This is a genomic window from Streptomyces sp. NPDC028907, from assembly GCF_055564995.1.
Genome location: NZ_JBVHVE010000011.1, coordinates 44,339 through 59,829 on the forward strand (window position 1 = coordinate 44,339; position 15,491 = coordinate 59,829).

Below are 15,491 nucleotides of genomic sequence, written 5' to 3' on the forward strand. Positions count from 1 at the left end.
CGCCAACCCATCTCGCGCCGTGCGCGGGGCTCGTCGTGCGGCGCCCTGAGGCGCTCCCGCGTCCCGCATGCCTGCCTTCGCGGTGACTTCCTCCCAGTATCGGTCGGGTGGGCACAGCGCGCTTCGCCAGCTTCACCGGGGCAGCGTCCGGGCGAGGAGCACCGCCACGTCGTCGTCCGCCACCTCGGGCATGACATGGGCGAGGAGACCGTCGCAGATCTGGTCCAGCGGACGGCCCGGGTACCGCAGCGCCTGCGCCAGCCGGCGCATGCCCTGGTCGAGGTCGGTGCCCCGGGTCTCGATCAGACCGTCGGTGTAGGTCACCAGGAGGCTGCCCGGCGCAAGGATCACCCGCTGCACCTCGCAGTCCTGCCGGCCCACGCCCAGCGGCGGCCCCGCGGCACCCTCCAGGAAGGCGACCTCGCCCCGCGCGTCGGCGATCACGGGCGGCGGGTGACCCGCCCTGGCGATCACGCAGTGGCCGGTGGCCGGATCGTGAACGGCGTACAGGCAGGTGGCCATCTCGTTGTCACCCAGGTCCGCCACGGCGGCGTCCAGGGCACGCAGCAACTGGTCCGGTGGAGTGTCCCGGCGTGCCAGGGTCCGTACGGCGGTGCGCAGCTGGCCCATCACCGCCGCCGCGTGAATGCCGTGCCCCATCACGTCCCCGATCACCAGGGCCGTCCGGCCGCCCGACAGGGCGACGGCGTCGAACCAGTCGCCGCCCACCTCGTGATCACCGGCCGGCAGATAGCGCCCGGTGAGCTCCAGCCCGCTGACCGTCGGCAGGGCGGGGTTCATCAGGCTGCGCTGGAGGGTGAGCGCGGCATCGCGCTCGCGGCCGTACATGCGCGCGTTGTCGATGTTCAGCGCCGCCCGGGCGACCAGTTCGTCGATCAGCAGCGTGTCCTGGTCGTCGAACGGCTCCCGCTCACGGGTCCGGGTCACCACCACCGCGCCGAGCACGGTGCCCCGGGCCACCAGCGGGACGAGGCGTGCCGAGCCCACCCGGGCGTACAGGAAGTCCCGCAGCCGGTCGGCGCCGCGGTCGGGGATCAGCCGGCCGATGTCGCTCAGGTAGAGGTTCAGCGGCCGGCCCGCGCTGATGACCTGCTCGTACACCGAGTCGGGCGGCACCTGAACGGTCATGCCGACCGCGAGGTGCTCGGCCGGAGCGGCCGGATCGGTGAAGGTGGCCGCGGCGCGGCGGACCACTCCGTGCGCCGACGCGGCGGTCTCGTCCGGGGCCATCGCCTCCTCCAGCAACTGCACGTCGGCGGAGTCGGCCAGCCGGGGCACCAGGACGCGGACCACCTCCTGCGCCGTCTGTGTGAGATCCAGGGTGGAGCCCATCTGGGTACCCGCCTCCGCCAGCAGCGCGAGCCGCTGCCGGGCCCGCTCCGCCTCCAGATGGGCCCGCTGCCCTTCCGTGACGTCGATCAGCGAGGCGATCACTCCCACTCGCCGGCCGGTCCCGCCGAGCAAGGGGGCGTAGGAGCAGGACCACGTCCGGGTCCGCTGCGGGTCCGACGCGCCGGAGACGTAGCGGTAGTCGACCACCGCCTCACCCCGGTCCAGGACCTGCCGCATCACCGACTCCAGCGCGCCGGCGCCGGGGGCGATCTCGGTCACCCGCCGGCCGACGTGCTCGGCCACCGGGACACCGTCGATCCGGGACAGCGCCTCGTTCACACGGAGGAACCGCAGGTCGGGGCCGAGCATGGCCAGACCGATCGGGGACTGGGTGAAGAGGCCCTCCAGCGCGGCCAGCGCGTCCCGCATCCGCTCCACGGCGGAGGTCTCCGCCGCGATGGCCAGCACCCCAGTGCGCCCCCGCGCGTCCGCGATCGGACAGTGCCACATCTCCATGTCGACCACGGACCCGTCGCGATGCCGGACCGGCAGCCGTGCCACCACCGCCGCACCCGACTGCACCGCCCGCCCCACCCGGTCGGCCAGCTCCAGGTTCTCCTCGGGCACGAGGACGCGCCGGGCGTCCCGGCCCACCATCTCCTCCGGCGTGTGACCGAGCAGGTCCTGCGCGGCCAGCGACCACTGCACCAGTCGCCCCTCGGCGTCGACCACCCAGAGCGCGAGCGGCAGCAGATCCCGGAACACCCCGGCATGGCCGACCGCGTACGTGCGCCGATCAGGCGTTTCGCCGATCGCATCGGGGGCACGTGCACCGCGGTGACTCGCGCTGGTCATCAGGGCACCTCGCTTCACCACCCTTGACCACAGGAGGCTCAAGGACAGCGTAGGCCGCAAGTGGCCCGGCTCACATGGCGTGAGCGAGGCGCCGCCGACACCATTGGGTGATCCGTCACCGGCAGGCTGAAGGGATCAAGGATGTTCCGCAAGGTGCTGGTAGCCAACCGCGGCGAGATCGCGATTCGTGCGTTCCGCGCAGGCTACGAGCTGGGGGCGCGCACCGTCGCCGTCTTCCCGCACGAGGACCGCAACTCCCTGCACCGGCTGAAAGCCGACGAGGCCTACGAGATCGGCCGGCCCGGGCATCCGGTGCGGGCCTATCTCTCCGTGGAGGAGATCGTCCGTGCGGCCCGCCGCGCGGGAGCCGACGCCGTCTACCCGGGGTACGGCTTCCTGTCCGAGAACCCCGATCTGGCCCGGGCGTGCGAAGAGGCGGGCATCACGTTCGTCGGACCGAGCGCGGACATCCTGGAGCTGACCGGGAACAAGGCGCGCGCGGTGGCGGCGGCCCGCGCGGCCGGTGTGCCGGTGCTGGGTTCCTCGGAACCGTCCACCGACGTGGACGAGCTGGTCCGGGCCGCCGAGGAGATCGGCTTCCCCGTCTTCGTCAAGGCGGTCGCGGGCGGCGGCGGACGCGGCATGCGCCGCGTCGAGGAGCCCGCCCAGCTGCGCGAGTCCATCGAGGCGGCCTCCCGCGAGGCGGCGTCCGCGTTCGGCGACCCCACGGTCTTCCTGGAGAAGGCCGTCGTCGAGCCCCGCCACATCGAGGTGCAGATCCTCGCCGACGGGCAGGGCAACGTCATCCATCTCTTCGAGCGGGACTGTTCCGTGCAGCGCCGCCACCAGAAGGTGATCGAACTCGCCCCCGCCCCGAACCTCGACCCCGCCCTGCGCGACCGCATCTGCGCCGACGCCGTGCGCTTCGCCCAGCAGATCGGCTACCGCAACGCGGGCACCGTGGAGTTCCTCCTCGACCGCCAGGGCAACCACGTCTTCATCGAGATGAACCCGCGCATCCAGGTCGAGCACACGGTGACCGAGGAGGTCACCGACGTCGACCTGGTCCAGTCGCAGCTGCGCATCGCCGCCGGCGAGACCCTCGCCGACCTCGGCCTCGCCCAGGAGAGCGTCACCCTGCGCGGCGCCGCCCTCCAGTGCCGTATCACCACCGAGGACCCCGCCAACGGATTCCGCCCGGACACCGGACGCATCAGCGCCTACCGCTCGCCGGGCGGCTCGGGCATCCGCCTCGACGGCGGCACCACCCACGCCGGCACGGAGATCAGCGCGCACTTCGACTCCATGCTGGTGAAGCTCACCTGCCGGGGCCGGGACTTCACCACCGCGGTCGGCCGTGCCCGGCGCGCCGTGGCCGAGTTCCGCATTCGCGGCGTGGCCACCAACATCCCGTTCCTCCAGGCGGTCCTCGACGACCCCGACTTCCAGGCCGGCCGGGTCACCACGTCGTTCATCGAGCGGCGCCCGCACCTGCTCACCGCCCGCCACTCCGCCGACCGCGGCACCAAGCTGCTGACCTACCTCGCCGACGTCACCGTCAACAAGCCGCACGGCGAACGGCCCGACCTGATCGACCCGTTGACCAAGCTGCCCGCGCTGCCGGCCGGTGAGCCGCCGGCCGGGTCCCGGCAGCGGCTCGCCGAACTCGGACCGGAGGGCTTCGCGAGCTGGCTGCGCGCCTCGCCGACCATCGGCGTCACCGACACCACGTTCCGCGACGCCCACCAGTCCCTGCTCGCCACCCGGGTGCGCACCAAGGACATGCTCGCCGTCGCCCCCGTCGTGGCCCGCACCCTGCCCCAGCTGCTGTCCCTGGAGTGCTGGGGCGGCGCGACCTACGACGTCGCCCTGCGCTTCCTCGCCGAGGACCCGTGGGAGCGCCTCGCCGCCCTGCGGGAGGCCGCGCCCAACATCTGCCTCCAGATGCTGCTGCGCGGCCGCAACACCGTGGGCTACACCCCGTATCCCACCGAGGTGACCGACGCCTTCGTGCAGGAGGCGGCGACCACCGGCATCGACATCTTCCGCATCTTCGACGCCCTCAACGACGTCGACCAGATGCGACCCGCGATCGAGGCCGTACGGGAGACCGGAACCGCCGTCGCGGAGGTGGCCCTGTGCTACACCTCCGACCTGTCCGACCCGTCGGAGAAGCTGTACACCCTGGACTACTACCTGCGTCTGGCCGAGCAGATCGTCGACGCCGGCGCCCATGTCCTGGCCGTCAAGGACATGGCCGGTCTGCTGCGCGCACCGGCCGCCGCGAAGCTGGTGTCGGCCCTGCGCCGGGAGTTCGACCTGCCGGTGCACATCCACACCCACGACACCGCGGGCGGTCAGCTCGCCACCTACCTCGCCGCGATCCAGGCCGGCGCGGACGCGGTGGACGGGGCGGTGGCCTCCATGGCCGGTACGACCTCGCAGCCGTCGCTGTCCGCGATCGTCGCCGCGACCGACCACTCCGAACGGCCCACCGGCCTCGACCTCCAGGCCGTCGGCGACCTGGAGCCGTACTGGGAGAGCGTCCGCAAGGTCTACGCCCCCTTCGAGGCGGGCCTGGCCTCGCCGACCGGCCGCGTCTACCACCACGAGATCCCCGGCGGACAGCTCTCCAACCTGCGCACCCAGGCGGTCGCGCTGGGCCTGGGCGACCGCTTCGAGGACATCGAGGCGATGTACGCCGCCGCCGACCGGATGCTCGGCCGCCTGGTGAAGGTCACCCCCTCCTCCAAGGTGGTCGGCGACCTGGCACTGCACCTGGTGGGCGCCGGGGTGTCCCCGGCGGACTTCGAGTCGGATCCGGACCGCTTCGACATCCCCGACTCCGTCATCGGCTTCCTGCGCGGCGAACTGGGCACCCCGCCCGGCGGCTGGCCCGAGCCGTTCCGCAGCAAGGCGCTGAAGGGCCGCGCCGAGGCCAAGCCGGTGCGGGAACTGACCGCCGACGACCGCGAGGGGCTGGCGAAGGACCGGCGCGAGACGCTCAACCGGCTGCTCTTCCCGGCGCCGACACGCGAGTTCGACACCCACCGTGACACCTACGGCGACACCAGCGTGCTCGACAGCAAGGACTTCTTCTACGGGCTGCGCCCGGGCAAGGAGTACGCCGTCGACCTCGAGCGTGGCGTGCGGCTGCTGATCGAGCTCCAGGCCATAGGCGACGCGGACGAGCGCGGCATGCGCACCGTGATGTCGTCCCTGAACGGCCAGTTGCGCCCGATCCAGGTCCGCGACCGGGCGGCCGCCTCGGACGTCCCGGTGACGGAGAAGGCCGACCGGGCCAACCCCGGCCATGTCGCGGCGCCGTTCGCCGGCGTGGTCACCCTCACGGTGTCCGAGGGCGAGGAGGTGGAGGCCGGTGCGACGGTCGCCACCATCGAGGCGATGAAGATGGAGGCCTCGATCACCGCCGCGAAGTCCGGCCGGGTCGCTCGCCTGGCCATCAACCCCATCCAGCAGGTCGAGGGCGGGGACCTCCTGGTGGAACTCGCCTGAGCCGACCGCGTGTTGCCCCGCGCAGTGAAGGAACCTGCGCGGGGCGTCGGCGGGTTCGGCCGAGGGGCCGAGCGGTGTCAGGCGCAGAGCACCCGGGTCTCCGGCGTGAAGACCGGACCGCCACTGGTGTTCGTCGTGTCGCTGAACTCGGCGTAGTAGTACGAGTAGAACCCGATGTTGCCGTTGCAGCCCGAGTCGCCGGCGACCTGGAGGGTCAGCGTGACCGTCCGGCTCTGGCCGGGCGGGACGGTGGCCCCGTAGTTCGTGCCGAGGTTGCTCGGACCGGTCCCGGCGCACGGGCTGCTGCCCGCGGCCGTGGCGAGGGTGCAGCCGGTGAAGCTGTACTTCAGGTCGGGGCGCTGGGTGGTGAGCCAGGTGGGCTCGATCGTCTGGTAGACGAACAGGACGTCGTAGGTCTTGTTGTTCGTCAGCGTCATGGAGAGCTGCACCGTGCCGCCGGGCGTCGTGGTGGCGGCGTCGGTGGCGAACGTCAGGCCGGCCGGCGCGGGGTCGGCCGCGCTCGCGCTGGGGGCCAGGCCGAAGAACGCGAGGAACAGGCCGAGAACGGTGGTGAGACCCAGGCGTCTCATACGTGGTGATCGCATGGCCCGGGAGGTTAGGCAGGCGACCGGCCCGCCGTCTGCCTCACGAAGGGGGCGCGGGCTGCCGATCGGCCGAATGTGCGCCAGACGTGAGGGGGCTGTGGCGGATGTGTGAAGTGGCCGGTGGGGCCGCATCCGTGCAGGCACGGGGCGGGCGGGTGCGGGCGTCGGGGGCCGCGAAGCGCTCGTCGCTCGCGAGGTGCCGCGAGCCGCTATTGGCGCGATCCCGGGTGTGTGAGGAGCCTGAGGGCCTCAGCGGGTGGGGATGTTCTCGGGCATTCGTCGGTTTCCGGCCGCGAGGGCACGGCGAACCGGGCGCGCGCGTAGGTCAGTCGGGAGCCTCGGTGAGGTTCTTCTCGCTCCAGATGCCCCGTACGTGGCTGATATGACGGCGCATCAGGGCCTCCGCGCGGTCCGCGTCGCCGGCCTCGATGAGGTCGAGCAGTTCGGCGTGCTCGTGGGAGGAGTCGAACAGCGCGTCTCCGTCGGGGAGTTCGCGCAGGCCGTAGATGCGGGAGCTGGTCCGCAGGGACCGCACGGTCTCCAGCAGGCGGGGGTTGCCGGCCAGTTCCAGCAGGGCGAGGTGGAACTGCATGTCGATGGTGACGTGCGCGATGAAGTCCCGGCGCGCCGCCGCCTTCTCGATGCCGGCCGCGAGGGGCCGCAGCTGCTTGATGGCCCTCGCGGACACGCCCTGTTCGGTGATCCGGCGGACCGTGGGCGGCTCGATGAGCGCCCGGAGCTCGGTGATGTCGTCGAGTTCCTTGGGCGAGAGGGCCGTGACCCGGAAGCCCTTGTTGCGGACGACTTCGACGAGGCCCTCCTTGGCGAGGTCGAGCAGCGCCTCGCGCACGGGGGTGGGGGAGACTCCGAACTGCTCGGCGAGGCTGGGCGCGGAGTAGACGGCGCCCGGTGTCATCTCGCCCGCGATGACAGCTCCGCGCAGAGTTTCGGTGATCTCCTGGCGGAGGTTCCGGCGTCCACGGAACGAAGGCAGCTTCACGGTCGAGCCGTCGTCCGCGCTCATGGCTGGCTTCCTCACTGTCGGCAGCGGGGTCGTTCCACGCTCGACTTCGACATGAGCGATGGCTCGTTCATGCTATCCGGGCGGCGCTATGTGATGTATCGCATGGCTCCGCGCATGCCGACGACATACCTGATGGCGGGGCACGCGCGGGGCGGTCACAGCTCGAACCCCTGGGGGAAGGGATCGTCCGGGTCGTACATGTACTGGGCGGTGCCGGTGATCCAGGCGCGGCCGGTGACCGTGGGGATGACCGCTCGGTGGCCGGCCACCTCTGTCTCCTCGACGAGTTCGCCGATGAAGTGCGTGCCGATGAACGACTCGTTGCGGAACTCGGTGTTCAGCGGCAGCCGTCCGCGCGCGTGCAGTTGGGCCATGCGGGCGCTGGTGCCCGTGCCGCAGGGGGAGCGGTCGAACATGCCCGGGTGGATGACCATCGCGTGCCGGGAGTGGGCGGCGGTGGATCCGGGGGCGGCCAGGTAGACATGGTGGACGCCGTTGATCCCGGGGTTGCCGGGATGGATGGGGCGGTCCTGTTCGTCGATGGCCGCCATGATGGCCAGCCCCGCCTCCATCAGCCGGTTCTTGTGGGCCCGCTCGAAGGGGATCCCGAGGTCGTCCAGTTCGACGATGGCGTAGAAGTTGCCGCCGAAGGCCATGTCGTAGGCCACCTCGCCCCACGGGGCGACCTTGACGGTCCGGTCCAGCGCGAGGGCGAACGAGGGGACGTTGCGCAGGGTGACCGCCTTGGCGGAGCCGTCCTCCACACGGACGTCGACGACGACGAGCCCGGCCGGGGTGTCCAGCCGGATCGTCGTGACCGGCTCCGTGACCTCGACCATGCCGGTCTCCACCAGGACCGTGGCGACGCCGATCGTGCCGTGCCCGCACATGGGCAGACAGCCGGAGGTCTCGATGTAGAGGACGCCGAAGTCCGCGTCCGTCCGGGTCGGCGGCTGGAGGATCGCTCCACTCATCGCCGAGTGGCCGCGCGGCTCGTTCATCAGCAGCCGGCGGATGTGGTCGAGGTGGTCGATGAAGTACCGGCGCCGGTCGAACATGGTGGCCCCGGGCACGACGCCGACGCCTCCGGTGACGACCCGCGTCGGCATCCCCTCTGTGTGGGAGTCGACGGCGTGGAAGACCCGGTTGCTGCGCATGGTCAGGCGAGCCCTTCCGCGATGGCCTTCTCGGTAGCGGTGCGCACGAGCGCCTCGTGCTCGGGGGAGAGCGGCAGGCGGGGCTGGCGGCAGGGACCGCCGTAGCGGCCGACGAGGTCCATGCTGAGCTTGATGGCCTGCACGAACTCGGTGCGCGAGTCCCAGCGCAGCAGTGGGTGCAGTACGCGGTACAGGGGGAGCGCGGTGGCGAGGTCGTGCTGGGTGGCGGCCTCCCACAGTTCGGCGCAGGCACGCGGCAGGGCGTTCGGGTAGCCGGAGATCCAGCCCGGCGACCCGGCGACGGCCATCTCCAGGGCCAGGTCGTCGGTGCCGGCCAGGACGTCCAGGCCCGGGGCGAGTTCGGTGATCCGGTAGTAGCGGCGGATGTCGCCGGAGAATTCTTTGACCGCGGCGATCAGGCCCTCTTCGAAGAGCTCGGCGAGGAGTTCGGGGACCAGGTCGACCTTGGTGTCGTGCGGGTTGTTGTAGGCCACCACCGGCAGGCCGGCCTTGGCGACCTCACGGTAGTGCGCCACGACCGCGCGGTGGTCGGCGCGATAGGAGTTCGGCGGCAGCAGCATCACGGCGGAGGCGCCCGCCTCGCCGGCCTGTTCGGCCCAGTGGCGGGCCTCGTCCGCCCCGTAGGCGGCCACCCCCGGCATGACGGTGAAGCCTTCGGGGGCGGCGGCCACGGCGGTGGTGACCACCCGCGCGCGCTCCTCGGTGGACAGGTTCTGGTACTCGCCGAGGGAGCCGTTCGGCGTGACCCCGTCGCAGCCGTTGGCGGCGAGCCAGGTGACGTGGTCGGCGTAGGAGTCGAAGTCGACGGCCAGGTCGCCCTTCGGTGTCTCGCGCAGGGGGAGTGCGGTGGCGACGAGCATGCCGTGCCAGGGCTTCGCCCGGGTCATGAGTCCTCCACGTGTCGGTGATCCCACCATCTGGAGCTATCCAGAGCCAAGAGCAGTGCAATATCACATTACATAGATCGCGAGCGCCTGTCACTGGTGACGTGGGCAAATCCGCTGCGATCAGGTGCTGTTGTCGCCGTCTCCGGCGGCGAGGGCGCCCAGGGTGAGGGGCTGTGCGACGGGGCGTGCGGCCATGCCACGCAAGTCGTCGGCGGTGGGCTGCCGGTCGTTGGCGCGGGCGACCAGGCACGTGGTGGCGTAGCCGCAGACACGGCCCTGGCACAGGCCCATGCCGGGGCGGGCGTAGAGCTTGACCGTGCGTGGGTCGGTCGCGCCGAGGTCGGCGACGCTTTGGCGGATGGTCCCGGCGGTGACCTCCTCGCAGCGGCAGACCGTGGTGTCCTCGTCCAGCCAGCTCTGCCAGCCGTCCGGTACCGGATACGCCCGGTGCATGGCGGCGGCGAACGACCGCTGGGCGGCACGCCGGCGCAGCAGCCGGGCCGGACGCCGACGGTCGACCAAGGAGCCGTTGGTCGCGTACGAGGCGTGCAGTCCCGCCAACTCTCCCTCGATCAGGGCGAGTTGGGCGCCGCCTACGCCGCACGCCTCACCGGCGACGTAGACGCCGTCGGCAGAACCGCGTTGCCGGGAGTCGACGCGGGCGACGAGGCTGCCGTCGGCGTCCCGTGTCATCTCGCAGCCGAGTTGCAGGGGGATGTCGGTCTGCGGGGTGAAGCCGTAGCCGACCGCGACCGTGTCGCAGTCGATCTCGCGGGCACTGCCGGGCACGATCCGCCACTGGTCGTCCAGCCTGGCGACGGTGGCGCCGGTGACGGTGTCGGTGCCGTGGGCGGCGATGACGGTGGTACGGGTGCGGTAGGGGACGCGGTGCCTGACGAGAGTGCTGAAGTATGCGGCGCCCTCCGCCAGTTTGGGCAGGTTGCGCAGGGTGGCGAGCGGGTGTCTGCCGAAGGCGGTGGGCAGTCCGGCCTCGAAGACTCCCACGACCGTGGCGCCGGCCTCGGCCAGGCCCGCCGCCACCGGGAGCAGGAAGGGCCCGGTGCCCGCGACGGCGACGCGCTTCCCGGCCAGGACGCCCTGTCCCTTGAGGAGCGCCTGGACGGCTCCGGCGGTGAAGACTCCCGGGATCGTCCAGCCCGGGAAGGGTAGTTGGCGGTCGTAGGCGCCGGTCGCCACGATCACGGTTCGGCTGCGGAGGGCGCGGGGGGCGTCGTCGCAGGTGGTGTGGGTGGTGAAGCCCTCTTCGGTACGTTCCACGTGCCAGATCGAGTGGCCGGCACGGTGGTCGAGCAGATGATGCGCGGCCGACTCCCGCTGGAGACGCCGGAATCGGCCCCAGCCGTGGTGGAGGGCGCCGTCGTCGCCGTCCCGGTGACGCCAGTACTGGCCGCCCGGGCGCGCTCCCGCGTCGATCAGTACCGTACGGCTGCCCTGCGCCGCCGCGGCGACGGCCGCTGACAGGCCGGCCGGTCCGGCACCGAGGACGGCGATGTCGTACAGACTGTCTCCCCGCTCAGCACGCGAGGTCGTCATGACCCGCTCCTTCCTGGGTGGTGACCGTGTCGCCGGGGCGGGCCTCGACGAGGCAGGCGCGGTGGTTGGGGCGCCCGTTGATGGTCACCAGGCAGTCGAAGCACACACCGATGCCGCAGAACACACCGCGTGGGCGGCCTTCGACGCGAGTGTGCCGCCAGGAGCGCCGCCCGGAGGCGATGAGAGCGGCGGCCACGCTCTGCCCGGGCCGCGCCTGCACGGGCTCGCCGTCGAAGGTGAAGGTGAAACTGAACGGCGCGGTGGTCAAGGGGTCGCCTCCTCGAAGCGGTCCGGGCGGAACGGCGTCAGATCCAGGTCGGGTTTCTCACCGGACAGATGCTGGGCCAGCAGATGACCGGTCGCGCCGGCCAGCCCGATCCCGGCCCCTTCATGACCGCAGGCGTGCAGCAGACCGGGTGCGCGCGGGTCGGGGCCGATGACGGGCAGATGGTCCGGACAGTAGGGGCGGAACCCGAGGTAGCCGCGCAGCAGGGAGATGTCGGCGAGGAACGGGAAGAGAGCGATGGCCTGGGCCGCCAGCCTGCGCAGCACCGGCAGGGACATGGTGCGGTCGAAGCCGACCCGCTCACGGCTGGCGCCGATCAGGACGGTGCCGGCCCGGGTTCCCTCGACGACGACCGAGGTCTCCAGGCCCGCGTCACCGCTGGCGACGTTGGCCACGTACTCCGCCGTGTAGACCTTGTGCCGTACGACGCGCGGCAGTGGTTCGGTCACCAGGATGAAGCCCTTGCGCGGCAGGACCGGCACTGGGGCACCGGCGAGTTCGGACAGCTGCCCGGCCCAGGTGCCCGCCGCGTTGATCACCCACCGCGCGTGCAGGACCGGGACGTCGGCGGAGTCGGTCCGCACGCCCGTGACCGCGCCCCGCTTGTCGCGCACGAAGCCGGTGACGCCGGTGCCGACCTGGACCGTCGCCCCGCGCAGCCGGGCCCGGCGCAGCAGTCGGGCGGCGGCCAGCGTCGGTTGGACCTGCGCGTCCTGGGCGTAGAACGCCGCGCCGGCCGCCTCCCGGGTGACGTTGGGCTCCAGTTCGAACAGTTCGTCCGGGCCGATGTCGACCGCGTCGACCCCTGTCGTCCGCTGGCCCGCCGTCAGATGACGCAGGCCTTCGGCCGTCTCCCGCGATCCCGCGACGACCACGCCGCCCTTGGCCTCGTACTCGATCGCGGTCCGGCCCAGGTCCTCGGCGATCTCCTGCCACAGCCGGGAGGACAGCAGGGCCAGGTCGAGTTCGGGTCCGGGCTCCTTGTCGGAGACCAGGATGTTGCCTTCGCAGGCGCTGGTGGTGCCACCGCCGACCGCACCCCGTTCGACCACGACGACCCGCAGCCCGGCGGCCGTGCAGTAGTACGCGCACGCTGCACCCACGATGCCTGCCCCGATGACCAGGACATCGGGGCGAGGGTATGGATGAGTCATGTCGGCATCATGTCATATAGCACTGGTGTCGGCCCCGCTCTTGCGGTGAAGCGGTCTCACCTGGTGTTTCAGGTTCGCCGTTCGGCGAGGTAGCGGTCGAAGGCCTCGCGGGCGTCGGGGACGAACGCCTCATGGCGAACCAGTTCGGCGAGTTCGGGGTCCGTCACCCAGTCGTGCCAGGCGATCTCTTCGGGGTCGGGTTCGACGGGTCCGGTGACGACGACCTCGTGCAGGCCGAGCCAGTACGGGCTGATCGCCCCCGCGCACGGGAACTTGAGCACGAGTTTCGGAAACACCCGGACACCCAGTTCCTCCGCCAACTCCCGTGCTGCGGCCTCCTCGTAGGACTCTCCGACCTCCACGGCCCCGCCGAGCATCCAGTTGAACCCGCCCGGGAAGCGTGAGGCGTGGTCGGGGCGGCGGTGCACCAGAGTCCGTCCGGCGGGGTCGCGGCACACGACCGTCGCGATCCGATGCAGCCACCCGTGGCGAATCGCCTCGCTCCTGCTGACGACGCCCATGATCTCGTCGTGCTCGTCGACCCGTTCGACAAGCTCCCTTTCGCCGGAGGCGCTCATGAGATCCGCTCCCGGCCCCAGGGGGCGGACTCGCCCAGGGCCAGTGCGGCGAAGTCGGCCCATTCGACGTCGGCCGGATCCTCCTCGTCCAGGCGGAGGTCCGTCAGCGTCCCGGTGGCGATGCCGAGGGCGGAGGCGACGGCGTGTGGGTCGCCGGTCACCTCGAACGGCTCGTGCCCGGGCCGGCCGGCGGCGTGGCCGACGATAGGGGCGTCCGGGTAGCGCTCGCGCAGCCCGCGGGCCTCGGACAGGAGGGCGAGGTCGTTGCCGTCGTCGGCCGGCGCCGGGTCGCTCATCCCGAGGACGTGTCTCCACGCGGCGGCCTGGACGACGTCCTGGTCGGCCCTTGTCTCCGGGCAGGGTACGTCGAGGACCGACCGGGGCCCGATCTCCTCGACGACCTCGTCCACCGTTGCGAACGACGACGCGAACTGCGCGGCCCGGACAGGGGCGTTGGCCGGGAGTGCGCGCGCGTCCACGTCGAACGGCGGAAGCAGGCCGGTGAGGTTGCGGTGGCCGATGGAGCCGTGCACCATGCGGTCGGGCGGGACGGTCCAGAAGGTGTCGTCGGCCATGGGATCACCGTAGTGGCACGGATGCGCGAGGGTGAGGTCAGGCCGGCGGCCGCCATCGGTCCGCACGGGCCGCATCGAGCCCCCTGCGCCACACCAGTGCCCCGCCGACCAGGCCGGGCTCGTCCCGCGTGGCCAGAGCCGGGGCCTCGAGCATGTCGGCGGTCTCTTCCAAGTAGGTGACCAGCGTGTCGAGTTGGTCGCCGGAGCTGTCGTTGTATCGGGACCAGCGGCCCAGGAAGCCCGTCTCGGTGTCCAGGTACAGCCCCGAGGTGCTGTCGTTCACGCTGTGGGAGACGACCGGGATCCAGGTGGGCCTCCAGAAGGTGGTCCGCTCGTCGTCGGGGCGGCGGGCGTCGAGAGTGTCCTGGCGGGTTTGGGCGTCCATCCTCCGCCGGTGCTCGGCGACCACGGCGTCGAGTGGCATGAGGGCGTTGTTGCCCGGCAGACACCCGCCGCCGTCGACTCCGTCGTCACCCGCCGTCAACAGCCACAGGACACACAGCTCGACGGGTATCCGGACACCGAGTTCCTCTTCCACGGCGGCGATGGCGACAGGGCCGGCACCGGCGCGCAGTGCGGCGCAGGAGTCGGGCGCGTTCCGCCAGAGCCAGCTGGTGATGCGCTGCCAGGCGTCGGCGACCTGCCGTACGGCCACCGCCCCGGCGGCAGGGTCGGCAGCCCGCCCCTGCCCCCGCCCCTGCGCCTGTGTGTCCTCCTCGTCGCAGGCAGGCTCGGCGACGGAGGCCGGGCTCACATAGCGGATCTGGATCCGGTCGGGCTCCCGGATGTAGCCGACGGCCAGGTCGGGGCAGTCCTCGAACAGGTCGCCGTCGACCATCACGGTGAGGATGCCGGGCAGTTGGGAGGGGCTGCCCATGTCCGGGTCGTCCGCCAGCCGGCCGGCCAGCACCTTCAGGGCGTACGGAACGCCGGTCCCGAGCCCGAGGGCGGTCTCGCGCAGGAAGGGAGGGATCTCGACGTTCACGGCCTGCTGCTCCTTGACGTTCGGACGGAGGGCAGTGCCTGTCGCCCCCGCTACACAGTAGGACGCCCGCAAACCCCTTATGGTGAAGCCCGGGAGCCCGAACGGCTCCCGGGCGTCAGCCCGTCGGATCACAGACCGTCGCGCACCATCGCGGCGACGATCCGCACGTGGCGGTCGGCCGCCGTGTTCGAGAACTCGTTGTCGTAGTTCAGGCCGTACGGCCAGAAGTGGCCACCACCGGTGGAGATCTTGGCGCTCGCACCGTCGAACTGCCTGACCAGTGCCGTGGCCTGCGCACCGGTCCAGGTGCCGCTGCCGCCGAGGCGAGACCAGCCCGAGCTCGTCCCCACGCCGATCGTGTGGGCGATCTCGTGCAGCGCGGTCCGCTCGTTCATATAGCTGCGGTTGCCGAAGCGGATGGTGCCGTTGATGTTGCCGTCGGCGGTGGGCACGCCCGGGTCGTACCGCACGGTGATGGTCTTGCCCAGGTCGCTGAGGTTGTTGTAGCGGGCCACCGCCGCGTTCATGGCCCTGGTGATGAGGTCGTAGGCCGTGCGCTGGTCCTCGGTGGGGTTGCCGGCACGTTCGAGGGTCCAGGTGATGGTCGCCGCCGCCGACACCTGCTGCCGGGCTGCCGCTGCGGACTGCGGGGCGGCCTGGGGGGTGGCCTGCGCGATGCCCGGGCCGGTCAGCAGGGCGGCTGCCAGCGCGCCGACGACCGCCTTGGTGCGCCAGGGTATGGGCGTGCGCCGCGAGGGCACCGGGAATTGGCGTGAACTCATGGAGGGGTCCTCCTGTGGGGGGGTGGGGGTGGGGTGTCCCGTCGCGCAGTCGGTTCTGCTTCTTCTGGGGGGGGCGACGGAAGTTCAGGCGCCGATCTTTCGCATACCGGCCCCGGCCCCTCCGCCGGTGGTGCCGTCCTGCCCGAGCGCGTCGACGGC

General features: G+C 71.8%; 13 protein-coding genes. 1 reads left to right on the plus strand and 12 read right to left on the minus strand.

All coding sequences use genetic code 11. The annotated features are described in order from the left end of the window. Nucleotides 1–132: 132 nt before the first annotated feature. Entirely contained in the window at nt 133–2,208 is a 2,076-nt protein-coding gene (locus tag ACZ4UU_RS30280) for a SpoIIE family protein phosphatase (RefSeq protein WP_471906561.1), read from the minus strand. 141 nt (nt 2,209–2,349) lie between these two features. Between ACZ4UU_RS30280 and ACZ4UU_RS30285 the strand changes: the two genes are divergently transcribed. Then, nucleotides 2,350–5,724: a pyruvate carboxylase gene (locus tag ACZ4UU_RS30285; protein WP_471906562.1), complete on the plus strand. Its 3,375-nt coding sequence runs from the start codon at nt 2,350–2,352 to the stop codon at nt 5,722–5,724. 77 nt (nt 5,725–5,801) lie between these two features. Here ACZ4UU_RS30285 and ACZ4UU_RS30290 read toward each other — a convergent pair whose 3' ends face one another. The 11 genes from ACZ4UU_RS30290 to ACZ4UU_RS30340 form a co-directional block, all read right to left on the minus strand. Then, the gene (locus tag ACZ4UU_RS30290) at nt 5,802–6,314 is read right to left on the minus strand and encodes a hypothetical protein (protein ID WP_471906563.1); all 513 of its coding nucleotides are present in this window, start codon (nt 6,312–6,314) and stop codon (nt 5,802–5,804) included. A 340-nt stretch (nt 6,315–6,654) separates the two neighbouring features. Continuing rightward, nucleotides 6,655–7,353, minus strand: coding sequence for a GntR family transcriptional regulator (locus ACZ4UU_RS30295; RefSeq protein ID WP_471906564.1), 699 nt, complete (start codon nt 7,351–7,353; stop codon nt 6,655–6,657). Nucleotides 7,354–7,508: 155 nt separating this feature from the next. Further along, nucleotides 7,509–8,510 carry a proline racemase family protein gene (locus ACZ4UU_RS30300; protein ID WP_471906565.1) on the minus strand — a complete coding sequence of 334 codons (1,002 nt, stop codon included), beginning with the start codon at nt 8,508–8,510 and terminating at the stop codon, nt 7,509–7,511. A gap of 2 nt (nt 8,511–8,512) precedes the next feature. Beyond that, nucleotides 8,513–9,418: a dihydrodipicolinate synthase family protein gene (locus ACZ4UU_RS30305; RefSeq protein ID WP_471906566.1), complete on the minus strand. Its 906-nt coding sequence runs from the start codon at nt 9,416–9,418 to the stop codon at nt 8,513–8,515. 120 nt (nt 9,419–9,538) lie between these two features. Continuing rightward, a complete protein-coding gene (locus ACZ4UU_RS30310; RefSeq protein ID WP_471906567.1) occupies nt 9,539–10,972 on the minus strand; it encodes an FAD-dependent oxidoreductase in 1,434 nt (477 codons plus the stop codon). Continuing rightward, entirely contained in the window at nt 10,953–11,240 is a 288-nt protein-coding gene (locus tag ACZ4UU_RS30315; protein ID WP_471906568.1) for a (2Fe-2S)-binding protein, read from the minus strand. Before ACZ4UU_RS30315 ends, ACZ4UU_RS30310 begins: the two co-directional genes overlap by 20 nt. Next, a complete protein-coding gene (locus tag ACZ4UU_RS30320) occupies nt 11,237–12,412 on the minus strand; it encodes an NAD(P)/FAD-dependent oxidoreductase (protein WP_471906569.1) in 1,176 nt (391 codons plus the stop codon). The genes ACZ4UU_RS30315 and ACZ4UU_RS30320 overlap by 4 nt, the downstream gene beginning before the upstream one ends. Nucleotides 12,413–12,480: 68 nt before the next feature. After that, nucleotides 12,481–12,990, minus strand: coding sequence for an NUDIX hydrolase (locus ACZ4UU_RS30325; RefSeq protein WP_471906570.1), 510 nt, complete (start codon nt 12,988–12,990; stop codon nt 12,481–12,483). Continuing rightward, on the minus strand, nt 12,987–13,565 hold the full coding sequence (locus ACZ4UU_RS30330; RefSeq protein ID WP_471906571.1) for a DUF6333 family protein: 579 nt from the start codon (nt 13,563–13,565) through the stop codon (nt 12,987–12,989). Before ACZ4UU_RS30330 ends, ACZ4UU_RS30325 begins: the two co-directional genes overlap by 4 nt. 37 nt (nt 13,566–13,602) lie before the next feature. Next, a complete protein-coding gene (locus tag ACZ4UU_RS30335) occupies nt 13,603–14,550 on the minus strand; it encodes an SMI1/KNR4 family protein (protein WP_471906572.1) in 948 nt (315 codons plus the stop codon). 128 nt (nt 14,551–14,678) lie between these two features. Then, the gene (locus ACZ4UU_RS30340) at nt 14,679–15,332 is read right to left on the minus strand and encodes a hypothetical protein (RefSeq protein ID WP_471906573.1); all 654 of its coding nucleotides are present in this window, start codon (nt 15,330–15,332) and stop codon (nt 14,679–14,681) included. Between the last annotated feature and the right edge of the window lie 159 nt (nt 15,333–15,491).